Annotated in this window: 18 protein-coding genes and 5 tRNA genes; 9 read left to right on the forward strand and 14 right to left on the reverse strand. The window is 44.8% G+C overall.

Features of this window, described 5'->3' with window-relative positions:
• The first annotated feature begins 81 nt into the window (after positions 1–81).
• Positions 82–921, forward strand: a complete 840-nt coding sequence (locus AACT23_RS15620; protein ID WP_013855685.1) for a 23S rRNA (adenine(2030)-N(6))-methyltransferase RlmJ — start codon at positions 82–84, stop codon at positions 919–921.
• Between the two features lie 110 nt (positions 922–1,031).
• On the forward strand, positions 1,032–2,390 hold the full coding sequence (gorA, locus tag AACT23_RS15625; RefSeq protein WP_081245272.1) for a glutathione-disulfide reductase: 1,359 nt from the start codon (positions 1,032–1,034) through the stop codon (positions 2,388–2,390).
• Positions 2,391–2,502: 112 nt separating this feature from the next.
• Here the strand turns inward: gorA and AACT23_RS15630 are convergent, their stop codons facing one another.
• Complete coding sequence (locus AACT23_RS15630) at positions 2,503–3,267, reverse strand: substrate-binding periplasmic protein (protein WP_017049808.1); 765 nt, start codon at positions 3,265–3,267, stop codon at positions 2,503–2,505.
• 189 nt (positions 3,268–3,456) lie between these two features.
• Positions 3,457–4,353 carry a response regulator gene (locus AACT23_RS15635; protein WP_017046676.1) on the reverse strand — a complete coding sequence of 299 codons (897 nt, stop codon included), beginning with the start codon at positions 4,351–4,353 and terminating at the stop codon, positions 3,457–3,459.
• Between the two features lie 97 nt (positions 4,354–4,450).
• On the opposite strand from AACT23_RS15635, the gene AACT23_RS15640 reads away from it, so the two are divergent.
• The gene (locus tag AACT23_RS15640; protein ID WP_094127900.1) at positions 4,451–5,200 is read left to right on the forward strand and encodes a chromosome partitioning protein ParA; all 750 of its coding nucleotides are present in this window, start codon (positions 4,451–4,453) and stop codon (positions 5,198–5,200) included.
• Positions 5,201–5,234: 34 nt separating this feature from the next.
• Here the strand turns inward: AACT23_RS15640 and AACT23_RS15645 are convergent, their stop codons facing one another.
• The 10 genes from AACT23_RS15645 to AACT23_RS15690 all read right to left on the reverse strand — a co-directional run bounded on the left by AACT23_RS15645 (position 5,235) and on the right by AACT23_RS15690 (position 13,603).
• Positions 5,235–6,161 carry an SPOR domain-containing protein gene (locus AACT23_RS15645; RefSeq protein ID WP_094127903.1) on the reverse strand — a complete coding sequence of 309 codons (927 nt, stop codon included), beginning with the start codon at positions 6,159–6,161 and terminating at the stop codon, positions 5,235–5,237.
• A gap of 166 nt (positions 6,162–6,327) precedes the next feature.
• Positions 6,328–7,266 (reverse strand): ABC transporter permease, encoded by a 939-nt coding sequence (locus AACT23_RS15650; RefSeq protein ID WP_017046673.1) that lies wholly within the window; start codon positions 7,264–7,266, stop codon positions 6,328–6,330.
• A 2-nt stretch (positions 7,267–7,268) separates the two neighbouring features.
• Positions 7,269–8,246: an ABC transporter permease gene (locus tag AACT23_RS15655; protein ID WP_013855660.1), complete on the reverse strand. Its 978-nt coding sequence runs from the start codon at positions 8,244–8,246 to the stop codon at positions 7,269–7,271.
• A gap of 199 nt (positions 8,247–8,445) precedes the next feature.
• A complete protein-coding gene (locus tag AACT23_RS15660; protein ID WP_026027967.1) occupies positions 8,446–10,002 on the reverse strand; it encodes an ABC transporter substrate-binding protein in 1,557 nt (518 codons plus the stop codon).
• A gap of 108 nt (positions 10,003–10,110) precedes the next feature.
• Positions 10,111–11,826, reverse strand: coding sequence for a dipeptide ABC transporter ATP-binding protein (locus AACT23_RS15665; protein ID WP_019281822.1), 1,716 nt, complete (start codon positions 11,824–11,826; stop codon positions 10,111–10,113).
• Positions 11,827–12,899: 1,073 nt separating this feature from the next.
• Positions 12,900–12,976 (reverse strand) — tRNA-Pro (locus AACT23_RS15670).
• A gap of 56 nt (positions 12,977–13,032) precedes the next feature.
• A tRNA-His gene (locus tag AACT23_RS15675) sits at positions 13,033–13,108 on the reverse strand.
• A gap of 75 nt (positions 13,109–13,183) precedes the next feature.
• A tRNA-Pro gene (locus AACT23_RS15680) sits at positions 13,184–13,260 on the reverse strand.
• A gap of 148 nt (positions 13,261–13,408) precedes the next feature.
• Positions 13,409–13,484 (reverse strand) — tRNA-His (locus AACT23_RS15685).
• A 42-nt stretch (positions 13,485–13,526) separates the two neighbouring features.
• Positions 13,527–13,603: transfer RNA gene (locus AACT23_RS15690), tRNA-Arg, on the reverse strand.
• Between the two features lie 298 nt (positions 13,604–13,901).
• Between AACT23_RS15690 and AACT23_RS15695 the strand changes: the two genes are divergently transcribed.
• Positions 13,902–14,309: a c-type cytochrome gene (locus AACT23_RS15695; protein ID WP_088718017.1), complete on the forward strand. Its 408-nt coding sequence runs from the start codon at positions 13,902–13,904 to the stop codon at positions 14,307–14,309.
• Positions 14,310–14,378: 69 nt separating this feature from the next.
• On the opposite strand, the gene rep is transcribed toward AACT23_RS15695, so the two are convergent.
• Positions 14,379–16,397 (reverse strand): DNA helicase Rep, encoded by a 2,019-nt coding sequence (gene rep / locus AACT23_RS15700; RefSeq protein ID WP_017048508.1) that lies wholly within the window; start codon positions 16,395–16,397, stop codon positions 14,379–14,381.
• A gap of 139 nt (positions 16,398–16,536) precedes the next feature.
• Here rep and AACT23_RS15705 point away from each other — a divergent pair, with 139 nt between their 5' ends.
• From AACT23_RS15705 to ubiK, 4 genes are all read left to right on the forward strand, one after another.
• Entirely contained in the window at positions 16,537–17,148 is a 612-nt protein-coding gene (locus AACT23_RS15705; protein ID WP_013855653.1) for a TetR/AcrR family transcriptional regulator, read from the forward strand.
• Between the two features lie 18 nt (positions 17,149–17,166).
• The gene (locus AACT23_RS15710) at positions 17,167–18,273 is read left to right on the forward strand and encodes an efflux RND transporter periplasmic adaptor subunit (RefSeq protein WP_017042454.1); all 1,107 of its coding nucleotides are present in this window, start codon (positions 17,167–17,169) and stop codon (positions 18,271–18,273) included.
• An 11-nt stretch (positions 18,274–18,284) separates the two neighbouring features.
• Positions 18,285–21,407 (forward strand): multidrug efflux RND transporter permease subunit, encoded by a 3,123-nt coding sequence (locus tag AACT23_RS15715; protein WP_094127906.1) that lies wholly within the window; start codon positions 18,285–18,287, stop codon positions 21,405–21,407.
• A gap of 122 nt (positions 21,408–21,529) precedes the next feature.
• Positions 21,530–21,781, forward strand: coding sequence for a ubiquinone biosynthesis accessory factor UbiK (gene ubiK / locus AACT23_RS15720; protein ID WP_010319855.1), 252 nt, complete (start codon positions 21,530–21,532; stop codon positions 21,779–21,781).
• A gap of 190 nt (positions 21,782–21,971) precedes the next feature.
• On the opposite strand, the gene ilvC is transcribed toward ubiK, so the two are convergent.
• Positions 21,972–23,456 carry a ketol-acid reductoisomerase gene (ilvC, locus tag AACT23_RS15725; protein WP_013855650.1) on the reverse strand — a complete coding sequence of 495 codons (1,485 nt, stop codon included), beginning with the start codon at positions 23,454–23,456 and terminating at the stop codon, positions 21,972–21,974.
• Positions 23,457–23,599: 143 nt separating this feature from the next.
• On the opposite strand from ilvC, the gene ilvY reads away from it, so the two are divergent.
• Complete coding sequence (gene ilvY, locus AACT23_RS15730) at positions 23,600–24,490, forward strand: HTH-type transcriptional activator IlvY (RefSeq protein WP_013855649.1); 891 nt, start codon at positions 23,600–23,602, stop codon at positions 24,488–24,490.
• Positions 24,491–24,506 lie beyond the last annotated feature (16 nt).

Genomic DNA, 24,506 nt, shown 5'->3' on the forward strand with positions numbered 1-24,506 from the left:
AATTTTCAATAGTGGCGTATAATCAGCCAATACGTTTGATTGATGAAACACACTCCATTTGGGGTGTTTTGAGAGCCTATTTTGCTAAGTTATCGCCACAGTTTTCACGCGGGCAACCACGCGGATGTATTAAAGCATATCGTACAAAGCCTTATCCTCAATGCATTACAGCAAAAAGAGAAGCCTTTTGTTTATCATGACACCCACTCTGGCGTGGGCCGTTATGACTTGACCCATGAATGGTCAGAAAAAACCGGTGAATATAAACAAGGGATTGCTCGTATTTGGCAACAAAATGTAACGCCACCCGCCATTCAAAGCTACCTTGAGGCAGTAAAAGCACTCAATGAAAGCGAAGAGTTACGCTACTACCCCGGCTCACCGCGCGTAGCGCGTGCTCATCTACGCGCGCAGGATCGTATGGTGCTCACTGAATTGCATCCGAGCGATTACCCTTTGCTCGAGCAAGAGTTCCACCGAGATCGTCAGGTATCGATTTACAAAGAAGATGGTTTCCAACGCTTAATCGGTAGCCTGCCACCGAAAGAGCGTCGCGGCTTAGTGTTGATCGATCCCCCTTACGAATTGGCCAAAGAGTACAGCGATGTCGTAAGAGCCATTGCCCAAAGTTATAAGCGCTGGGCGACGGGTATCTACGCCATTTGGTATCCCGTAGTGAATCGCGACACCATTGATGACTTGCTTGAAGGGCTGGCAAGCCTCGGTATTCGCAAAATCTTACAAATTGAATTGGGCGTGTCGCCAGACACCCATGAACGTGGCATGACCGCTTCAGGCATGATAGTGATTAACCCACCGTGGACACTAGAAGGGCAAATGCAGGAAATTTTACCGTTTCTTCAGCAAGCGATTGCCCCGGTAACCGGTCATTTTAAAGTCGAATGGGTTGTACCAGAATAAACTGACCCAATCTATCAAAGAAGTAGAGAACCTTTTTCGCCTTGCTATGGTTGCCAACACCGTACAAAACCAAGGTCAAACAGGATGAAAAAAGAATAATGGAGAAAGTAATGACAACGCATTTTGATTATATCTGTATCGGTGGTGGCTCTGGTGGTATCGCTTCAGCGAACCGCGCGGCAATGTATGGTGCGAAAGTCGCACTGATTGAAGCCAAAGACCTTGGCGGCACTTGTGTCAACGTCGGTTGTGTTCCGAAAAAAGTGATGTGGCATGGCGCGCAAATTGCTGAAGCAATGCACCTTTATGCCAAAGATTACGGCTTCGATGTCGATGTCAAAGGATTGGATTGGTCAAAACTGATTGAGAGCCGCCAAGCGTATATTGGCCGTATTCATCAATCATACGACCGCGTATTGGGCAATAATAAAGTGGAAGTGATCCGCGGTTTTGCACGCTTCGTTGATGCAAAAACCGTAGAAGTAAACGGTGAACACTACACAGCAGACCATATCCTGATTGCCGTTGGCGGACGCCCAACGATTCCGGCGATCCCAGGGGCACAATACGGCATTGATTCCAATGGTTTCTTTGACTTGACCGAACAGCCTAAACGCGTCGCGGTTGTGGGCGCAGGTTATATTGCGGTTGAAATCGCGGGCGTACTCAACGCACTCGGCACTGAAACGCACCTTTACGTGCGCAAAGAATCACCACTGCGCAGCTTTGATCCCATGATCATCGAAACACTCACTGAAGTCATGGCGGCGGAAGGCCCAACATTACATACTCATTCAGTGCCAAAAGAAGTGATCAAAGAAGCCGATGGCAGCCTGACTCTACACCTTGAAAATGGCCAAAGCCAAAACGTTGATACGCTCATTTGGGCAATCGGCCGCCACCCAGCAACCGATGCGATAAACCTAGCAGCAACGGGTGTGGCAACTAATGCACAAGGCTATATTAAGGTTGATGAGTACCAGCAAACCAACGTCGCGGGTATCTACTGTGTCGGCGATATCATGGAAGGCGGTATCGAGCTCACACCAGTAGCCGTCAAAGCAGGCCGTCAACTTTCAGAGCGTCTGTTTAATGGCAAAACCGATGCGAAGATGGATTACAAACTAGTCCCGACCGTGGTCTTTAGCCATCCGCCAATCGGCACAATTGGCCTCACCACGCAAGAAGCCCAAGCGCAATATGGCGAAGAGAATGTCAAAGTGTATACATCTAGCTTCACGGCCATGTACACCGCCGTCACCTCTCACCGTCAACCATGCAAAATGAAACTAGTATGCGCAGGCCCTGAAGAAACCGTTGTTGGCCTACACGGCATCGGTTTTGCGGTTGATGAAATGATTCAAGGCTTTGGCGTAGCCATGAAAATGGGCGCAACCAAGGCCGATTTTGATTCAGTTGTGGCAATACACCCAACGGGTAGTGAAGAGTTTGTTACTATGAGAAACTAAATATATTCTTTATCGTAAAATAGCAGCGAGTCATAAGCCGCCTCGCTGCTGTTTAAATTACGAATAGATATATCGCAATGAAATATAAAAATAAAAAGTAATATTCCTCAATCTACTCTTTCTGAATTGGGGCTTCTAAGTTATAAGATTCGTATATCCTAGTAATCTCTCCGGAACGACGCATTTCAGCTAAAATACTCTCTAGCTGATCGATATACTGATAGTTCGCCGATCGTTTGGGTACACTAAAAAAACGACCATTTAGGTAAATGTTTTTATAACTTATTTTCTTTAATTTAGGGTCATTTTCAAAAAGATTGAGCCCATGCTGTTCAGAGGTGATAGCAAGATCGATGCGACTAGCCTCTAGCATATTAATAATTTGTTCTACACTAGTAACAAAACTGATTTTTAATTTGTCTGTATTTTGGTTAAATTGGTCACTATAAAAACTGCCATTGAGTGCACCAATAACAAAACCTCGGCTGACAATTTCATCAAAACTATTTGCATCAATATCCGAGTTCGTCCGAGTAAAATAAAACACCTCTCTTTCACCATACCCCATTAATAATGGGTGAAGAAACTGTTCTCTCTCTTCATCCATAGAGTGCAGAGGAATAAGATCAACTCCACCCTGTGGTGCAACACCAATGGTTCTTGCCCAAGGAACTTTTGTCCAATGGACTTTATGCCCCAACTTAAGAATAACCTGGTTAATCACATCGCCACCAGGGCCTTTACACTCACCATTTTCAAAATAAAGATAGGGCTTTCTATCTCGGCAATGCCCCTCCCACGTAACATTCGCTAAAAGTGGGGCTGACATAAATAGGCTTAAGCAACCAATGATGAATATCCGTATAAACTTTATCATATCGCTTCCTTTAATTAATCAATTAATCCTAATGTTAAATACTTTTAGGAATAACTTAAATATAGTCACTAAGTGGCAATTTTGCTTATATCTCATGAATAACGGCTCATCAATATCATCTAAGAATATGCCCAATAGCAAAAATCATCCTGTCATAAAGATAACCTCAGAATATGCTCTTAAAGATGATTAAAATCCCACTAAAGTAATTTTCCCTTGGGCTAACGCCCCCATTTGGCAGGAAAAATCGACCCGTTTATCCGCTTCTTTGGCAAATAGGGTTTCGAGCTTTTCAAATGATTGAGGAATAAAACTGATATTTTTTAACTTCAAGCTTTTGCGGGTTTGATTATCAAGAAACGCTAATGCGGAAGCACTTAACACTTTCTGGCAAGTATCGAGAATATCTTTACTGACCATTTTGCTGTGTACCGCTTGTTGTAGTTGCTCTTTGGTAATGCTGGGGTTGCCTTTAGCAAAGACACAAACGGCGTAGATATCAAGCAGTGCCACCGCGCGCGGCTTTTGCGTTTCGCCATCTTCATAGACTGCCATCAAACAAGGAATTTTGCTCTCATCAAACGATTGGCGACGAATATTATTCAGCACGATATCAGCACCTACCGCTCTTTTTAGCAGCTTCTCTAGCTGCGAAAGCTTTGGTAAAGCCAACTCATCTTGCAGCTCAACCATTTCATCTAATTCAATGCAGCTCTCTTCCGCTCCTTGCACTAAAGGAAGCAACTTTTGGTGCAGTTCACCATCGTCAAACGGTTTCGATAACACAAACGACGCTCCAGCTTCAAGCGCCTGTTTGATTTGTTGCTCATCGGCCACCGTGGTGAGCATTGCCACTTTTATCCCGAGCTTACGTTTGGTTATCGCTTGTGTCAGCTCCAGCCCCGTCATACCGGGCATATGCCAATCTGTTAAGACAATATCCGGCTGCCAACTGCCAATCAGCTTGAGTGCGGCCTTACCATTGTCTGCTTTTTGAATGGACAAACGTCGGTAGCCAAACGCCTCTAAGGCTCGTCTGACTATTTCAAGTGTCGCTTTACTGTCATCAACAATGAGAATCTTCACAGCATATTTTTCTATGACCTAACTTGTTCAAAGTATAGGCACATTTTTTTACAACAACTAAACTTACCTGAAAATACAGCAACAAAAGTGGGTTTATGTGATGCCAATACAAGAGTTCCTCACCGAAAAGGTTTTATCGCTCTTAGCGATCGATCTCGGGCTTATTATCTTGTTGGCTTGGTTTTTTATCCTACTGCTGATCCTGCGTGAATTTAGGAAATTTGCGCATGGTTTTACTCGTAATAAAAGTGATAACGATGAAGACACGCTTCATTTATGCCAACAATCCGTTGAAAATGCGTTGAACTACACCGCAGAGCATAGCTCGACTCTGAATGATTTAATCATCATTCAAAAAGCGCTCGAGCAACAGGTTTCTCTCATCAAAAATTCCTCTTCTCAGGGCATTAGTGCCGAAGATCAGGCTTCAATTGATGAGCTCAATGAGAAATTGAGTAAATCGCATAAGTTGATCCGCAAACTGAAAGGCGATCTCGATAAAAGTGTGAAAGGGCTACGAGTGACTCGTAAAAAACTCTTTGCTCAAACTGATACCGTTGACAGTTTGAAAGAAGAAAAAGCCACTATCGAAAAAGAGTTTGAACAGTTAGAAGCGGAATACATTAAGATCAGTAAAGCGGGTGATTTCTACGAAATGGCAAAAAATTATCAAGCCGAGAAAAAAGAACTACTAGAGACCATTGAGAAATACAAAGAGCAAGCCAAACAAGGTGGCACTTCTGTCGATGTCGAAGCGATGAAAAAACAGTTGTATCACATCAGTAAAGAAAAAGATTTTATCGAACAACGCTATCTACAATTACTCGAAGATGGAAAGAAAGAGTAGCGCTGCCGCCATTTCTGACGACAAACTGAGACACTTATTTAACGCAAATCACATTGAGTAATGAGGAACCTTTCAGTTGGCTGACTTTACCGTTGGTAAAAAGCCCTTTTTGCGACCATCCCCAATAAGGCAAGTGCATTGGCCATTGGTTACTGTCCATCTGTTTTGAATCCAAAAGGCGTTGCCACTCTTCTTCCGTTACCAAGCGCATCGCCATTTTTTGGCAGGTTTTTTCTGCCACCTCATAATTTAGGCGGCTCCATGCTAGACCATGTTCCATATAGAACTGTTCATCACTCGAACGTAAATGAGGCACCACAAACTGCAAACCGTTTGCGGTGGTGCTCAAACGAATTTCAACCGCTGGCGGAACATTAAGAGCTGGCGCTTTGGTTGATGGTTTCGTTGATAATGGCGAACTCGCCATTTCCACTTGTGGTTTCGGTAAAGACTTTTTGGTGATTTGTTTTGCGGCAGACGTTACTTGAGCGGAAGTTGTCTTTTTTATCGGCGAGCTAGACTGTGCGCGCCCTTTGACAACCTCACGAATGAAAGCTTCTTTGTAACCGGGGATTTGCTGGATAAGAGGCAGTTCTTTTTTTACTTGCTCATAATCAGTATAAGGACCGATTAAGCAACGATACGTTTTCGCTTCTGGTTTTAGCCATACATCGGTAGAAATATGGGTATAAAACGCTTTGGCTTTCAGCAAAGATAATGGCTTATTTAACACGCCACACTGAATCCAAAAAGTGGATGATTGCCCTTTGGGCTTTTTCTTTCCCCATAAACCTTGCCCTATTGGGCATGCTTTATCAAGAATGGGCAACTGATCGACAGAAGCTTGGGTCGCATCACAAAGAAAATCTTCCGCCCAAGCGGGTTGAAATAAAGCCAGCGACGCCAACACCGTTAGGCTTGATGTCACACACAGGGTCGTTTTCCGCATCAGGGTCATCATATTGAGTCCATATACTTGCTTAATAGTAGTGACAACATTACCGATTCAATGTTCCCTAGTTCAATGGATTTGGATTGGGTATAACAAAAATACTAGCAAAAAAAGAGCCGCATTTGACGGCGGCTTTTAGTTTAGGGATTTTCTTTAGCAAAAATCAATTGCCACATCACCCTTTGTAAATTTTTGGGTTAAAAACATCGCGTAGCCAGTCACCCAACAGATTGATCACCAACACTAATGTGACTAGTACAAAACCAGGGAAAGCCGTAATCCACCAAGCGCCAGAGAAGATGTAGTTAAAGCCCATGCTAATCAAAGCACCCAGTGATGGCTGATCGACTGGCAAACCTAAGCCTAGGAAAGAGAGTGCCGCTTCAGACATGATCGCATTGGCAATTTGTACAGTTGAGATAACCAAAATAGGCGATAAACAGTTAGGTAAAATATGGCGAAACATGATGCGTGGCGATTTAAAACCCATCACACGAGCCGCTTCCACATACTCTTTTTTCTTCTCGGCAAGCACTGACGCACGAATTGTCCGCGCGTATTGTGGCCACTCAGCCACGCCGATAATCACCACCAGCATCACAACCGCATACTGACTATAAAATTCACTCCCAAAACTGGCTTTGAAAATTGCCGAAACAATGATCGCCACCATCATGGTTGAAAACGATAGCTGTACATCAGCAAAACGCATCAAAAAGCTATCAATACGTCCACCAAAGTAGCCAGCAGAAAGGCCAATCACGATACCAAGTAGCAACTGTAAACCGACCGCCAAAAAGCCAATCGTCAGTGATAGACGCGAACCATACAGTATGGTCGACAAAATATCGCGCCCTTGCTCATCCGTGCCGAGAACAAAGCGCTCATCGGCTCCCTCCATCCAAGAGGGAGGTAATTCTGCATCCATCAGATCAATCGATGATAGGTCGTACGGGTTACTGGGGGCAATGAGTGGCGCAGCGACAGACAAAGTTAAGAATACCAAAAAGATGACGAAGCTGGTCATCGCCACTTTATCACGCAAGAAATAGTACAAAAAATCAGACTGTTTAAAACGCTCCCAACGAGATGGAGCAGCAGCAAATTGGCTCATGATTAAGCTCCTTTTCCAGTAAGGTTCACAGTCGGGTTAATCAGACCGTATAACAGATCGACAATGGTGTTGGTGACAACGAAAATCAGGCCAACGAATATGACGTAAGCGGTGATCAGCGGAGTATCAACTCGGTTGATCGCTTCAAGGAAAAGAAAGCCCGTACCCGGCCACTGAAAAACAGTCTCGGTTAAGATGGTGTAGGCCACCATAGTCCCAATTTGTACACCGCCGACGGTTAGCACCGGTAACATGGTATTTTTAAGGGCATGTTGGTAGTAAATTTTGTTCAATGCCAAGCCTTTAGCTTTAGCAAATTTGATGTATTCCGAGCTCAGCACTTCCAACATTTCAGAACGCACTAAACGAATAAACAGCGGCAGCATGATCGACGCCAGTGAAACACAAGGCAGCACCAAGTGTGCTAATCCATCAGCCGTGAAAAAGCCAGATTCCCAACCCAACCAATTGGCGGTTTCCCCTCGTCCATACGATGGTAACCAACCTAACGTGATCGAGAAAACGTACATCAACATAATCGCAGTTAAGAACACTGGGATAGAAATACCAATACTGCTGCCCGCCATCACCACTTTGGTAAAAAAGCTTTTGGGATGAATGGCTGTGTAAACCCCTAAAGGAATGGAACAGACAATGATGATTACGGTCGCACCGAGCACAAGCTCTAACGTTGCGATTAATTTATCGAGAATAACGTCTACCGCAGGACGTTTGAAAAAGTAGGACGTGCCTAAATCACCCTGCACCGCGGCCGTAATAAAACGAGTATATTTGGCAATGAAAGGATCATTCAGTCCAAGTTCATCGCGCAGCGCTTGGCGCTCGCTTTCTGAAACAGACTGCCCAACAAGCTCACGCAATGGGTCGCCTAAGTTATCCTGAATGGCAAACGCCACCAGACTGATCACAAACATCACTATCAGTGCCTGAAACAGGCGCTTGACCAGAAACGAAAACATTCCTTGCCCCTTAAACTATCCATGATGGTTCTTTTTAAAATTGAATTAACTTTAATAGGAACGAAAAAATTCAGCCTAAAAAACGACACTCGACCCGACTGAAATAAAGCAAAGTGCAGAGATCTTAATAAGGCATCCAAGCGGATGCCTTGAGTGACTTAAGCGCCGCCCACATTACATGAGCGGCCAACTTAAGTAATTACTCGCTAACGACTAGGTCGCCGAAATAAGGGAATTCCATCGCGTTAACAATCGGTTTGATATCTAAAGTAGATTTCGCACCCCACGCTAGGTTTTGCCAATGCAGTGGAACAAATGCTGCGTCGTTGTACAAAGTCACTTCGACTTTTTGCAGCATCTGTGCACGTTTCGCAGGATCGGTTTCTACGTTTGCCGCTTCAACCAACTTATCCACTTCTGGATTTGAGTAGTGACCACAGTTGTACTGGCCTTTACCACTCTCTTCGTTACGTGTCATGGTTAAGAACTCGGTGAAGTTTGCTGAGTCTTCAGTATCTGAGTGCCAGCCAATCATTAGCAGATCCGCGGCGCACTTATCAAACTCAGGCCAATATTGCGCTTTTGGCATGGTTTTAAGATCAACCTTAATACCAATTTTCGACAACATCGCCGCTGCAGCTTGTGCAACTTTCGCATCGTTCACATAACGGTTGTTTGGCGCGATCATGGTGAGCGTCAGCCCTTTCTCATAACCAGCCTCTTTCATCAGCTCTTTCGCTTTTTTCAAATCAAAACGAGGCACAAGGTTCGCGTCATAACCAGAATAACCCGCTGGGCCTTGTTGGCCAGCTGCTGTCGCAAAACCTTTCATGATTTTGTCAACGATACCTTGGTTGTTGATGGCATGAACAATGGCTTGACGCACACGAACATCTTTCAGTGCTTCATTGCTGTTTTGGTTCATTTGGAAAGTGATGATACGCGTACCCGGCAAGGTCACAAGATCAATACCTTTGGCTTCTTCCACACGTTTATGATCGTTTGGCGCAACAGGAGCAATCATATCCACATCACCAGAAAGGAGCGCCGCAACACGAGTGGCATCTTCTTTAATCGGTACTAAGGTCAGTTTGTCTACGTTGCCTTTTGATGCGCTATCCCAATAATCTTTAAAGCGTTCAAATTCCACTTTTACGCCTTGTTCGCGGAAAGTCACTCTAAATGGGCCAGTACCAGAAACATTGGTCGAAGCAAACGAGTTGCCGTGCTTCACAATTTCAGATTTCTCTTTACCATCAGCCGCTTTGCCCGAATAGAACTTGCTGTCCATAGGGAAGATGTAGGTTGCGGTTTGCAGAACCAGCGGATAAGCGCCCTTGGATACGATCTCGACGGTGTAATCATCCACTTTGACCATCTTTTCATACGGTTCAAAAATAGCTTTGAAATCAGGAGAATCTTGTAAACGATCGAACGTCCAGACCACATCGTCTGCCGTCATTTCGTTACCTGAATGGAATTTCACCCCTTTACGCAGCGTAAAACGGAATGTTGTATCATTGACACGTTCCCATTTCTCAGCAAGGCGAGGTTCAAAATCAAATGTCTGGGTGTAACGAACGAGAGGATCAAACACCATGTGAGACATTTGTAGCGTACCACCAGATAGCTGCTCATGCGGGTCAAGTGACACTGGGTCAGCATCATAAGCGACGGTAATATTGGCCGCGCTAGCTGCAAAGCTTAAGCCTGCCGCCATCAAAGCTACTGTTAGTTTGCTTTTCATGGTTTTCATTGCATAACTCCTTATGCGGGAATCCAAATCCCTAGTTGTTGTAATTGCTTCTGTTTATTCATTCCAAGCACGCTTGGTCATGATATCTCTATCTGTAACTTTTTTGGCTTACGCCGTTACTACATCTTCTCTTAAGCCCGTAAACTCAGGCATTAAAGAAATCAAATGCTGGCTGTATTGGTGTTGAGGTGACTTAAACAACTGCTCTGTAGGGGCGACCTCCAGTAAGGTCCCCATTTGCATGACCCCGACACGATCGCACATTTGGCGGATCACCGGTAAGTCATGGCTGATGAACAGCATGGTCAAATTGAGCTCATCTTGCAGATCTTTTAATAGGTTTAAGATCTGCGCTTGCACAGACACGTCGAGCGCGGACGTGGGTTCATCACAAATCAATAAGCGAGGACGCGTGGCGAGTGCGCGAGCAATCGAAATACGTTGACGTTGACCGCCGGAAAACTCGTGCGGATATTTCACTCCCGCCATTTTACCTAGGCCTACGTGCTCTAAAAGATCATGCACAATTTGCCGTGTTTCCGCTTCGCTACGGGTTAATTTATGAAAACGAATCGGCTCGGCAATGATATCGAAAATCTTCATTCTCGGATTCATTGAGGTATAAGGGTTTTGAAACACCATCTGCATCTGGCGGCGCATCGGACGGCGCTCGTTTTCCGATTTCAGCGCAGTAAGATCAATCCCTTCAAAACAGACTTTGCCTGAGTTTGGAGCGTACAGACCCGCAATCACGCGTGCGATGGTTGATTTACCGGAACCTGATTCCCCAACCAAACCAAAAGTTTCCCCTTCAAACACCTCGAAACTGACGTCATTTGAAGCTTGGACATATTCACGGCGACTTTCAAACAATGAGTCTTTGGTCGTAAAGCGTAAATTCACGTTTTCTACTGTCAGCAGTGGGCCTGTGTATTGGCGATTATCTTGGCTCTGACCTAACCAATGGTTTTTAACATCCAGTGGTTTTAACTCACTTGCCTCTTCGATATAGCTCACCAGCGGAAAGCGATCGAGTTTTTTATCTGAGCGAGGAACGGCGGAAATCAAACTGCGCGTATAGGAGTGATCCGGTGCGCCCAACACTTTAGCTGTCGGTCCAAATTCAACCAAGTCACCGCGATACATCACCGCGACGCGATCCGTCACATTCGAGACCACACCCATATCATGGGTGACCAGCATACAACCAACATTGTTTTTAATGCATAGCTCGCGGATGAGGCTCAAGATTTGATCTTGAATAGAAACGTCTAATGCAGTGGTCGGTTCATCGGCAATAATAAGATCAGGTTCACCCGCCAGCGCAATGGCAATCACAACACGTTGACGCATGCCACCAGAGAATTGGTGTGGGTACTGCTTCAAACGGTTTTCAGGCTGAGGAATACCCACTTGCTTCATCAAAGAAAGTGCACGCTGATACGCTTCTTCCTCAGTCACTTTCATATTGGCATGGATGGTTTCTGTCAGTTGATGTTCAACAGTAAATAGCGGATTAAGCGACGTCATTGGATCTTGAAAAATAAAGCCAATTTTAGAGCCGCGAACTTGGCGCATCTGCTCAGGCGATAGGCCTGAAATCTTCTCACCATCTAAGAACACATCGCCACTGGCAATGAGACCGGGTGGGCTCAATAAATCGATAACCGCATTACCTACGGTCGATTTTCCGGCGCCTGATTCTCCCACAACCCCAACAATTTCACCCCGCTCGATATTAAACGAAAGCGATTTCACAGCAACGTGAACACCATGACGCGATGGGTATTCAATACGCAGGTTTTTTACTTCTAAAAGTGACATCCCAGACCTCTACGACTTGGGCAGTGTTGTGCCCTGTCTGTAACTACCTTTGAACAACAAAGCGTTCAAAGCCAGTAAAAATGAATCCATTCATACCAGTACAATATTCTGGTAATTAACAAGGCCATCAATTTGGCAAATATTTCACAGAAAAGCAACATCGATAGGATAAAAAGTCGATATCAAATCAAACCAAAGCAGTAACATCGTATTTTTATGCACCACATATGCATTAATCATTGGTATGACCAATATTCTAGCACGCAGCAATACACCCCAAAACATAGACGTTAAGCCTAAGAAAACGCCAATTTACCATGCATTCTAAAAAAGAATGCAGAATAAAATCTCAAATTATATTGCGGCATATCACGTAACACATTAGAAACAAAAACCAGAATAACCAACAAAATGCCAGACTAAAAACTAATGAAAAGGCAGAAAAGCAGTGAATTCATCTGAACAGAAAATTTAGGGTTTAGCCTTTAAACATGATAATTCACTGACTTAATGAGATAGGAGTCAATAAGGGATCGAACATTGAATAGAGAGAATGGTCTTTCAACTGAGGCTTATTAAGATGGCCGGTGAAGAGCCCGGTTTTGAAAATCAGGCGAACCCCACTTTGGCTCTCATTACCTTGATTAAGGCTCCAAACATCAGATATTAAAAAGCCCCAACCTTTCGACCGAGGCTTTTTAAGGTGGTCGGTGAAGAGCCCGGTTTTGAAAATCAGACGAACCCCACTTTGGCTCTCATTACCTTGATTAAGGCTCCAAACACCAGATGTTAAAAAGCCCCAACCTTTCGACCAAGGCTTATTAAGATGGTCGGTGAAGAGCCCGATTTTGAAGATCAGGCGAACCCCACTTTGGCTCTCATTACCTTGATTAAGGCTCCAAACATCAGATATTAAAAAGCCCCAGTCTTTCGACCAAGGCTTTTTAAGATGGTCGATGAAGAGCCCGATTTTGAAGATCAGGCGAACCCTACTTTGGCTCTCATTACCTTGATTAAGGCTCCAAACATCAGATGTTAAAAAGCCCCAGTCTTTCGACTGAGGCTTATTAAGGTGGTCGGTGAAGAGGGATTCGAACCCCCGACCCTCTGGTCCCAAACCAGATGCGCTACCAAGCTGCGCTATTCACCGATATATCTCTTTCTTCTCGACTTTCACCAAGAACGGAAACCGAAGTTACCGAATAATGGGGTGGCTAACGAGACTTGAACTCGCGACAACCGGAATCACAATCCGGGGCTCTACCAACTGAGCTATAGCCACCATCAAACTTTGCAATAACCGCTTGCTTGCCGTTATTTTTCTTTTCATTTTTAACCAATGAGAAGAAAAGAAAAGTGGTCGGTGAAGAGGGATTCGAACCCCCGACCCTCTGGTCCCAAACCAGATGCGCTACCAAGCTGCGCTATTCACCGATACAAATTCATTTTTTGGAATAAGCGATAGAGAACCCTCTGCTCCGCTATTCCTAACATCATGATGCACTATCAAACTAGTCTATTCATCGATGTAAATCTTTTTTCTCGACTTTCACCAAGAAAGGAAACCGAAGTTACCAAATAATGGGGTGGCTAACGAGACTTGAACTCGCGACAACCGGAATCACAATCCGGGGCTCTACCAACTGAGCTATAGCCACCACTGTTTTGCCAATTTGCTACTTATTTAATAAGCATCCGGATGGCGCGCCCGAAAGGATTCGAACCTTCGACCTTTGGCTCCGGAGGCCAACGCTCTATCCAGCTGAGCTACGGGCGCATGCCCTATCGGCGGAGTGGAATAATACGGAGTTCACACTAGGGCGTCTAGTACTTTTTCAACTTTTTTTATCGTTTGACGCCTTTTTCATCAGATAACCATTATTACCTCTATAATAAGGATGTGACTCACCCCTTGAAGATCGCAACTTGTTGTTTATTGCAACAACTTATCGGGATATAATCACCCAATATTTACATTGATTTAACAGCTTGAATGGCTTTTAAATCAGCCACACTCTAAATCTAAGTATAAATAGGTAAGCATGAACTTACCTTTGGAATATAAAGTGAGTTTAATGGATATGTCTCGACGAATCATAAGCGTGTTATTCGCTGCTTTAACCTTTTCTAGTGTTGCATTGGCAACCAGCCAAGCTGAATACGATGCCATTGCTGATCGCATTAAACCTGTAGGTGATGTTTACTTAGCGGGTAGTGAACCCGTTGCGGCAGAGCCGACAGGCCCTCGTGATGGCGCGCAAGTTTATGGTACATTCTGTATCGCTTGCCACTCTACAGGCATCAGTGGCGCACCTAAAATTGGCAATGCCGAAGAGTGGGCTCCACGTATCGCCCAAGGTAAAGATGTATTGAAAAATCATGCACTGCAAGGCTTTAATGCCATGCCAGCTAAAGGAACCTGTATGGATTGCTCTGACGACGAAATCGTTGCCGCCATTGAGCATATGATTGCAGGTCTTTAATACATTAATTCCTATAAAACAAAGGTTTGGCTTTAATTCCAAACCTTTGTTTTTATTATTTTTTAAGCACTATTTCTTAAACATGGCAGCGCGCAAGTTAGCAATATGGCTTTGTCCTTTCGCCATTCGCTCTTCTTGACTTACTGGCTTTTTGCTCTGTTCCCACTCAACATCGTCAAAGGGTAATTCATCCAAAAAGCGACTTTGTGTGGGTTTAAGCAGTTCCCCGTATTGACGACGTTCTTTACACATAGTGAAAGTCAGTTCTCGCTGCGCGCGAGTTATCCCGACATACATCAAACGACGTTCTTCTTCGACGTTGTCCTCATCGATACTGGTTTGATGAGGAAGAATACCCTCTTCAGTGCCAATCAAATAAACGTAAGGAAATTCAAGGCCTTTCGATGCATGCAATGTCATCAACTGAACGGCATCACTCTCATCCTCTTCTTCACTTCGCTCCATCATGTCGCGTAGGGTTAAGCGCTGTACAACTTCTTTGAGCGATTTTTCTTGTTGGTCATAGTTGTCACCTTCAAGGTCGGCCACAATCCAAGAATAGAGATCAGAGACGTTTTTCATACGCATTTCGGCCGCTTTGGGGCTGGAAGAGGTTTCATACAGCCAATCTTCATAATGAATATCTCGGACTAACGATCGTACCGCTTCAACGGTATTGCCTCGTTCAGCTTGATCTGAGATAGCCACTAACCATTGCGTAAACTGACGCAAGTTGTCGAGCCCTCTTCCAGACAAATGATGCTCTAAGCCAAGTTCAAAACTGGCCGAAAACAAGCTTTTGCCACGCATATTGGCGTAACTACCCAATTTCTCTAACGTGACTGGGCCAATTTCTCGTTTTGGCGTGTTCACAATGCGTAAAAAAGCATTGTCATCGTCAGGATTCACCAATACTTTGAGGTAAGCCATGATGTCTTTAATTTCGGCTCTGGCAAAAAATGACGTTCCACCGGATAACTTATAAGGCACGCGGTTTTGCAGCAGCGATTTTTCAATTAAGCGTGACTGATGATTACCGCGGTACAATATCGCGTAATCACGATATTCGGTGCGATTGAGAAATTTATGCGCAATCAGTTCACCAGTGACCCGCTCCGCTTCATGATCTTCATTTTTCGCTAGCAGAACTTTGAGTTTTTCACCCTCAGGGATCTCAGAAAAAAGCGTTTTCTCATACACGTGTGGGTTGTTGGCAATCAGAATATTGGCCGCTCTCAAAATACGGCTGGTTGAACGGTAGTTCTGCTCAAGCTTAATCAGTTTAAGATTTGGGTAATCTTGCCCCAGCAACACGAGGTTTTGCGGTTTCGCCCCTCGCCAAGAATAGATGGATTGATCATCATCACCCACCACGGTTAAACGGCCACGTTCTCCAACCAACAATTTCACTAACTCGTATTGACTGGTATTGGTATCTTGATATTCATCCACCAGCAAGTAGCGAATGCGGTTTTGCCAACGCTGACGAACTTCGGCGTTGTTTTGCAATAACAGCACCGGCATTAAAATAAGATCATCAAAATCGAGCGCGTTATACGCTTTCATTTGCTTTTGATAAAGATCGAAGCAGTAAGCGAACAGCTGTTGTTGTTCACCTTGAGCAAAACCTTTCGCTTGCTCTGGCGTCAACATGTCGTTCTTCCAATTGGAGATGGTGCTGAGTAATTGGCGCAGCAGATCTTTATCGCCCTCGAGCTGTTTCTCTGTCAACTCTTTGAGCAGCGCAAGCTGATCTTGGTCGTCAAACAGAGAGAACCCCGCTTTCAAGCCCAAAAATTTATATTCCCGACGGATAATATTGAGGCCTAAAGTATGAAATGTGGAAACGAGCAGCCCTTTTGACTCAGCTTTTCCAAGCGTTTGTGCTACCCGCGCCTTCATTTCTCGAGCGGCTTTGTTAGTAAATGTAACGGCAGCAATGTTGCGCGCTTTATAATCACACTGTTGAACCAAGTAAGCGATCTTGTTGGTAATTACGCGCGTTTTACCCGAGCCAGCCCCCGCCAATACTAGACATGGGCCCGATACATATTTGACGGCTTCGTCTTGTCTTGGATTCAGCTTCATGAGGTACTCGTATCACTTTTATTTGGGCCGTCTATGATAATGCCGCGCTTTACTGATTACTACGTCATTCACCATAAGATTTTTGTCATTTTACTACACTAGTGTATTGCATAAGGGGCTATAGTTTGGTCTATAATGAATGAACGTTCATTCACTGTGGGATGTCAGCATGTCTAACTGTATTCACGTGGATAAGTACCAGCAGATATTGGTGGCCGCTGAAAAGCTGATCGCTGAATCTGGATTTCAAGGCTTATCGATGCACAAATTAGCCAAAGAAGCCGGTGTCGCAACGGGAACAATTTACCGTTACTTTGATGACAAAGATCATCTTCTCGTGACCGTTCGCTTACACGTTTGTCAGCACATTGCTGACGCGGTGCAAGCCAATATTGATGATGAGATGCCTTTGAAAGAACGCTTTAAAATGATGTGGCTTAATATCTGGGAATTAGCACAATCAAGCAGTGCAACACTCAGCAACCGAGTTCAATATGAATCATTGCCAACAACAATCAGTTGCAATGTTAAGGAACTTGAGCGAAAAATGTTTGCCAAAGTGGATTTACTATTTGATCAAGGTAAAGAGCAGGGATTATTCAAGCCGTTGGATAACCAGATTTTGTCTGCTTTAAGCTTCGAAACAACGGTCGCCCTTGCCCGTAAAAAAGCGATGGAATGTTATCAACTGGATGACAGCGCACTCAGTGCCGTGATTGACGCCAGTTGGGATGCAATTACTCAACACTAACTTGGAGTTCTGACTAGAATGAAAAAGTGGACATTCTTTATGTTACTTATCGCCTTCCTACTGTTTGGTAGCGTGATAGGTTTTAATCTGTTTAAACAACAAAAAATTGCCGAATTCATGGCCAACCGTCCTGAACCTGAATTTCCAGTGACAGTGACTGATGTAACTCCTGTTGATTGGATCCCAGTGATTGAAGCGATTGGTTTTATTGAACCCAATCAAGGCGTGACACTGACATCTGAAACCAGCGGCGTGATCGATAAGATTTCATTTGAATCAGGAACACAAGTTGAGGAAGACCAACCTTTAGTTTTACTTGATTCCGCGGTTGAGAAAGCGAATTTAAAAAGCTCACAAGCTCGCCTACCAGCGGCAAAAGCGAAATACGAACGCTATAAAGGTCTATTTGCTAAAGGGTCGATTTCAAAAGAAGCTTATGATGAAGCCGAAGCAAACTACTACTCTTTGTCTGCAGATATTGAAAGTTTAAAAGCTTCTATTGATCGTCGTGAAATCAAAGCTCCCTTTGCTGGTGTGGTGGGTATCCGTAATGTGTATTTAGGCCAATACCTACAGCCAGGCACCGATATTGTTCGCTTGGAAGATACCAGTGTAATGCGTCTGCGCTTTACCGTTCCACAAACGGATATTTCACGTATTTCATTAGGCCAGCAAGTGGATATTTTTATCGATGCTTATCCTAATGCAGCGTTTACAGGATCCATTACTGCGATTGAGCCTGCCGTTAGCGTTCAAAGTGGTTTAATCCAAGTGCAAGCCGATATTCCAAATAGTGACGGTAAACTACGCAGCGGTATGTTTGCTCGTGCCAACATCATCCTGCCGAAATTAGAAAACCAAGTCACGCTTCCTCAAACCGCCATTACCTTCACCCTGTATGGTGATAATGTTTACGTGTTGAAAGAAGAAGATGGCGTTAAACGAGTAGAGCAGCGCGTTGTAAAAGTAGGTGAACGCAAAGGTGCTGTGGCGCATATTTTAGAGGGTGTACAAGATGGAGACATCGTGGTCACTTCAGGTCAAGTGCGCTTAAGTAACCATTCGAAAGTTCGGGTAGTCGAAAGTAATGCGACTACACCACCTGCTGAAACACCGATGCTGTAATTGGAGGAATCATGCGTTTTACTGATGTTTTTATAAAACGTCCAGTGCTCGCGGTATCGATCAGCTTTTTGATAGCTCTGCTTGGTTTTCAAGCTATTTTCAAAATGCAAGTTCGTGAATACCCTGAAATGACGAATACCGTTGTTACAGTGAGTACAGGCTATTACGGTGCAAGTGCCGACTTAATCCAAGGTTTTATCACTCAACCTTTGGAACAAGCAGTCGCACAAGCCGACAACATTGATTATATGACTTCTTCTTCGGTATTGGGTAAATCAACGATTACCGTAACGATGAAGCTCAATACCGATCCCAACGCTGCACTTTCAGATGTGTTAGCAAAAACGAACTCGGTACGCTCACAGCTTCCTAAAGAGGCAGAAGATCCGACGGTAACTATGTCTACCGGCTCAACCACCGCGGTGCTGTATATTGGTTTCACTAGTGATGAACTTAGTTCAAGCCAAATTACTGACTATCTTGAGCGTGTATTTAACCCTCAAATATTCACCGTCAACGGCGTCTCTAAGATTGACTTGTATGGTGGCATGAAATACGCCCTTCGCATTTGGCTTGATCCAGCAAAAATGGCAGGACTACAGCTCACTGCGGGCGATGTGATGAATGTGCTGAATGCCAACAACTATCAATCAGCAACAGGACAAGCCACTGGCGAATTCGTGCTGTATAATGGTAGTGCCGATACGCAAGTGTCAAATGTCGATGAGCTGAAAAACCTGGTGGTTAAAACGGGCGACGGCAATGTTATTCGCCTAGGTGATATTGCAAACGTCACGCTAGAAAAAAGCCATGATGTTTACCGCGCAAGTGCAAACGGCCGAGAAGCGGTTGTAGCAGCCATCAACGCAGCACCTAGCGCAAACCCAATCAACATTGCTCAGGATGTGCTGGATCTGTTACCGCAGTTAAAGCGTAATCTACCAAGTAACATCGAAATGAACGTGATGTATGACTCCACGGTGGCGATCAATGAATCGATCCACGAGGTCATGAAAACCATCGCTGAAGCCGCCTTGATCGTACTTGTCGTCATTACTCTATTCCTAGGCTCTTTACGTGCCGTTATCATCCCGATTGTTACCATTCCACTCTCCTTAGTGGGTGTTGCTATGGTAATGCAGGGAATGGGCTTCTCATGGAACTTGATGACACTGCTAGCGATGGTATTGGCTATCGGCCTTGTGGTGGATGATGCAATCGTTGTACTAGAAAACGTTGACCGCCACATTAAGCTGGGTGAATCACCATTTCGTGCCGCGATTATTGGTACTCGTGAAATCGCCGTTCCGGTAATTGCGATGACGCTGACACTGGGCGCCGTTTATGCACCGATAGCGATGATGGGTGGCATAACAGGCTCACTCTTTAAAGAGTTTGCACTCACACTGGCTGGTGCTGTATTTGTTTCAGGTATTGTTGCACTGACACTTTCACCCATGATGTGTTCTAAAATGCTTAAAGCGCACGAAGAGCCCAACAAGTTTGAACAAAAAGTGCATGGATTGCTTGATTCAATGAGTAACCGCTACGCGAAATTACTCGAGAAAGTAATGCAGCGCCGTCCTGTCGTGATTGCCTTTGCGGTGATCGTGTTTGCCAGCCTGCCTATGCTGTTCAAATTCATTCCAAGTGAGCTTGCCCCTTCTGAAGATAAAGGCGTGGTCATGTTAATTGGTACGGGTTCTTCGAATGCGAACTTGGACTATTTACAAAACACCATGAATGACGTGAATACGATTCTGTCTGAACAGCCAGAAGTTCAGTTTGCTCAAGTCTTTACCGGTGTTCCAAGCTCCAACCAAGCGTTTGGTATTGCCTCTATGGTGCCTTGGAGTGAACGCCAGGCAAGCCAAGCTGAGGTTGCCACTCGAGTCGGCACCTTAGTGCAAGATATTCCAGGCATGGCCGTGACGGCCTTCCAAATGCCTGAACTTCCCGGCGCAGGCTCTGGATTGCCAATTCAATTTGTCATCACTACACCCAATAGCTTTGAAAGTTTGTTTGCTATTGCCACTGAAGTGCTAACAGAAGTGAAAGCAAGCCCGATGTTTGTGTACTCCGATTTAGACCTCAATTACGATTCTGCGACGATGAAAATCAATATCGACAAAGATAAAGCTGGGGTTTATGGCATCACGATGAAGGATATTGGCACGACATTAGGGACCATGATGGCGGATGGCTATGTCAACCGCATCGATCTCAATGGCCGCTCTTATGAAGTGATCCCGCAGGTTGAACGTAAATATCGCCTCAACCCTGAATCGATGAATCACTACTTTGTGCGTGCCGTTGACGGAAAAATGATCCCATTAGGGAGCCTAATTACCATTGATGTGATTGCAGAGCCGCGCTCACTGCCGCACTTTAACCAGCTAAACTCGGCAACCGTCGGAAGTGTACCGGGCCCAGGAGTTGCAATGGGTGATGCGATTACGTGGTTTGAGGATGTTGCCGCGACTAAACTGCCCGCAGGCTACAACCACGATTATATGGGTGAAGCACGTCAATACGTGACTGAGGGAAGCGCACTCTACGCGACCTTTGGTTTGGCACTCGCCATCATCTTCTTGGTACTGGCGATTCAATTTGAGTCGTTAAAAGATCCATTGGTTATCATGGTATCTGTTCCTCTCGCCATTTGCGGAGCATTAATTGCACTAGCTTGGGGCGCAGCAACCATGAACATATACTCGCAAGTAGGGTTGATTACACTGGTTGGTCTTATCACCAAGCACGGTATTCTTATTTGTGAAGTAGCGAAAGAAGAGCAGCTACACCATAACAAGTCTCGCATCGAAGCGGTGATGGAGGCAGCCAAAGTGCGTCTTCGCCCAATTCTGATGACAACTGCGGCGATGATTGCAGGTTTGATCCCGTTGATGTACGCAACGGGTGCAGGTGCAGCTCAGCGCTTTAGTATTGGTATTGTGATTGTGGCAGGTCTTGCGATTGGTACACTATTTACGCTATTCGTACTGCCGGTAATTTACAGCTATCTAGCCGAAAAACATAAGCCACTGCCTGTGTTTGTTGAGGATAAAGACCTCGAAAAGCTAGCCAGAGTTGACGAGGCCAAAGCAGCACAACGCCGACTCGCTGAAAATAAATAACACAATATAATTAAGACTGCTTCAAAAAAGGCCACCTCAGTGGCCTTTTTCTTACCTTGAATAACGACATTCTCAGCTCAATTGCTTAGAATGGAGACAAACTGACAGGAGTGTAAGCCGCTATGTTTGACCCTAAAAAACTTGAGCAAATTGCCAAACAAATTCACGATTCAATGCCTCAACCCGTAAAAGATTTGGGTGCCGACGTTGATCAAAAAATACGCCAAGTGATCCAAGGCCAATTAAATAAATTGGACGTGGTGAGCCGTGAAGAATTTGATGTACAGACTCAAGTATTAATGCGTACTCGCCAAAAGCTCACTGAAATGGAGCAAAAATTGGCCGAGCTAGAAGCGAAAATCACCGCCAAATAATATTGCCCGGTTGAGATAAAAATTTCCCAATAAAAAAGGCTTGGTCAACGGCGACCAAGCCTTTTGTTTTATATTGTGTTTGCTTTTGTATTTATTCTCCAGTCAGTCTGGAGCTTTACGTCATCATTCTCGTCATTGAAAAGGGGCGAACTCTCGGCCCCTTCTTAACCACCGGAAGGTTAATTAGCCTTTAGCCACCGACAGCAATGCGTTTCATATCTGTCATATAACCGCGCAACTCTTCACCGATGTACTCAACCGGATGGTTGCGAAGAATTTCGTTCACTTCAATCAAGGTCGCGTTATCAACGAAATTCGAGCTTTCTCCAAGGCCTTTACCAATCACATCAGTAGATACTTTTGGCATGAACTTTTCGCGCAGTAACGGTGTTGCGACATTGGCAAACAGGTAATTACCATACTCTGCCGTATCAGAAATAACCACGTTCATTTCATACAAACGCTTACGTGCTACTGTGTTAGCAATCAGTGGCAGCTCATGCAGGGATTCATAGTAAGCTGACTCTTCAACAATACCGGAAGCCGTCATAGCTTCAAATGCCAGCTCAACCCCAGCGCGAACCATGGCAATCATCAAAATACCTTTGTCGAAGTACTCTTGCTCAGTGATCTGTACATCAGACTGTGGGTAGTTTTCAAACGCAGTTTCACCGGTTTCAGCACGCCAACCCAGTAAATCAGCATCATCGTTGGCCCAGTCAGCCATCATAGTGCTAGAGAAATGACCAGAAATAATGTCATCCATGTGTTTATTGTACAGTGGACGCATCAAGTCTTTAAGCTCTTCAGATAACTCAAACGCTTTGATTTTTGCTGGGTTTGATAGGCGATCCATCATGTGAGTGATGCCACCAAATTTCAGCGCTTCGGTTACCGTTTCCCAACCGTATTGCAGTAGTTTACCTGCGTAACCTGGGTCAATACCTTCTGCTACCATCTTCTCATAGCACACAATCGAACCCGCTTGTAGCATGCCACACAAGATGGTTTGCTCGCCCATAAGGTCCGATTTTACTTCGGCAACGAAAGAGGATTCCAAACAGCCAGCACGATGACCGCCCGTTCCCGCCGCCCAAGCTTTTGCGATATCCCAACCTTCACCTTGAGGGTCATTTTCTGGGTGAACAGCAAGCAAAGTCGGCACGCCGAAACCACGCTTATACTCTTCACGCACTTCGGTTCCCGGGCACTTAGGCGCCACCATCACAACCGTGATGTCTTTACGGATCTGCATCCCTTCTTCAACCACGTTGAAGCCGTGAGAATACCCCAATGCTGCACCTTTTTTCATCAGCGGCATGATGGTTTCGACAACATTGCTGTGCTGTTTATCTGGCGTTAGGTTAATGACCAAGTCTGCTTGAGGGATAAGCGTTTCATAGCTACCCACTTCAAAACCGTTCTCTTTAGCATTTTTATAGGACTGACGCTGTTCGTCGATCGCTGCTTGACGCAATGCATAAGAGACATCAAGGCCAGAGTCTCGTAAATTTAGACCTTGGTTTAAACCTTGTGCACCACAACCGACAATCACTACTTTTTTACCTTTGAGGTACTCGGCTTCGCTTTCAAACTCAGAGCGATCCATAAAGCGGCAACGACCAAGTTGGTCAAGTTGTTGGCGTAGATTTAGGGTATTGAAATAGTTAGCCATGTTAGCGCTCTCCTTTAAAGATTCTTTCCATCAGGTCGGTTTCTAGAACCGAATAAACTGATACTAAAGCAGACATCAAGTTGCTTAAAGTGATATATTCACAATTAGTTATTGCAATTTATGCAACGTGATGTGATTAACTTATGAACATTAAAAACCTGCAGATGTTTATCCATCTGTGTGAGAGTAAAAACTTCAGTAAGACCGCCGCCGCGATGCACATCAGCCCATCCGCGCTCAGCCGGCAGATCCAGAAGCTGGAAGAAGAAACTAGCCAAAGCTTATTTGTGCGTGATAATCGTAGCGTTGAGCTAACGCCAGCAGGCAGTAAACTGGTTCCTGTTGCACTCAAAATCATTACAGAGTGGCAGCAATATAACGTACAAATGAAAAACCAAAACAGCGTATTACAAGGGGAAATTCGCTTGTTTTGCTCAGTCACCGCCAGCTACAGCCACCTGCCTCAGTTACTGTCCGATTTTCGAGTTCGCCATCCGTATATTGAGTTCAAACTCTTGACTGGCGATCCTGCTCAAGCGATTGATAAGATTTTGAATGATGAAGCGGATATTGCCATTTCAGCCATGCCCGAACAGCTACCAGCTCGCGTTGAATTTGAAACGATTGGTGAAATACCCTTATCGGTGATCGCGCCGCTCGGGATCAGTAGCTTTATCGAACAACTGCAAAATGACACACCCGATTGGTCAGTTGTCCCTTTTATTGTTCCTGAAGCGGGAACGGCAAGAGATAGAGCCAATGCATGGTTTAAAAAAATGAAGATCAAACCCAATATTTACGCGCAGAGCTCAGGGCATGAAGCGATTGTCAGCATGGTCGCGCTCGGTTGCGGTATCGGCATTGCGCCGGATGTAGTGATCAACAATAGCCCGGTGAGAGATAAGATCCAGCGCCTTAAATTAGCACCCGTAAAACCATTTCAGCTCGGTGTGTGCTGCAAACGCTCGCAGCTTGATAACCCATTAATCAAAGCATTGTGGGATGTTGCAGCGAATAAATACCTGACGCCATAACTCATCCCTCTTTTCA

Source organism: Vibrio sp. V09_P4A23P171, assembly GCF_963875615.1.
GTDB lineage: Bacteria > Pseudomonadota > Gammaproteobacteria > Enterobacterales > Vibrionaceae > Vibrio > Vibrio anguillarum.

Coding starts and splice junctions, on each gene's coding strand:
- rep (WP_017048508.1), bottom strand. CDS start 16,397: ATGAAGCTGAATCCAAGACAAGACGAAGCCGTCAAATATGTATCGGGC.
- AACT23_RS15650 (WP_017046673.1), bottom strand. CDS start 7,266: ATGAGCCAATTTGCTGCTGCTCCATCTCGTTGGGAGCGTTTTAAACAG.
- gorA (WP_081245272.1), top strand. CDS start 1,032: ATGACAACGCATTTTGATTATATCTGTATCGGTGGTGGCTCTGGTGGT.
- AACT23_RS15660 (WP_026027967.1), bottom strand. CDS start 10,002: ATGAAAACCATGAAAAGCAAACTAACAGTAGCTTTGATGGCGGCAGGC.
- AACT23_RS15655 (WP_013855660.1), bottom strand. CDS start 8,246: ATGTTTTCGTTTCTGGTCAAGCGCCTGTTTCAGGCACTGATAGTGATG.
- AACT23_RS15630 (WP_017049808.1), bottom strand. CDS start 3,267: ATGATAAAGTTTATACGGATATTCATCATTGGTTGCTTAAGCCTATTT.
- AACT23_RS15665 (WP_019281822.1), bottom strand. CDS start 11,826: ATGTCACTTTTAGAAGTAAAAAACCTGCGTATTGAATACCCATCGCGT.
- AACT23_RS15710 (WP_017042454.1), top strand. CDS start 17,167: ATGAAAAAGTGGACATTCTTTATGTTACTTATCGCCTTCCTACTGTTT.
- AACT23_RS15705 (WP_013855653.1), top strand. CDS start 16,537: ATGAACGTTCATTCACTGTGGGATGTCAGCATGTCTAACTGTATTCAC.
- AACT23_RS15715 (WP_094127906.1), top strand. CDS start 18,285: ATGCGTTTTACTGATGTTTTTATAAAACGTCCAGTGCTCGCGGTATCG.
- AACT23_RS15695 (WP_088718017.1), top strand. CDS start 13,902: ATGGATATGTCTCGACGAATCATAAGCGTGTTATTCGCTGCTTTAACC.
- ilvC (WP_013855650.1), bottom strand. CDS start 23,456: ATGGCTAACTATTTCAATACCCTAAATCTACGCCAACAACTTGACCAA.
- ubiK (WP_010319855.1), top strand. CDS start 21,530: ATGTTTGACCCTAAAAAACTTGAGCAAATTGCCAAACAAATTCACGAT.
- AACT23_RS15645 (WP_094127903.1), bottom strand. CDS start 6,161: ATGATGACCCTGATGCGGAAAACGACCCTGTGTGTGACATCAAGCCTA.
- ilvY (WP_013855649.1), top strand. CDS start 23,600: ATGAACATTAAAAACCTGCAGATGTTTATCCATCTGTGTGAGAGTAAA.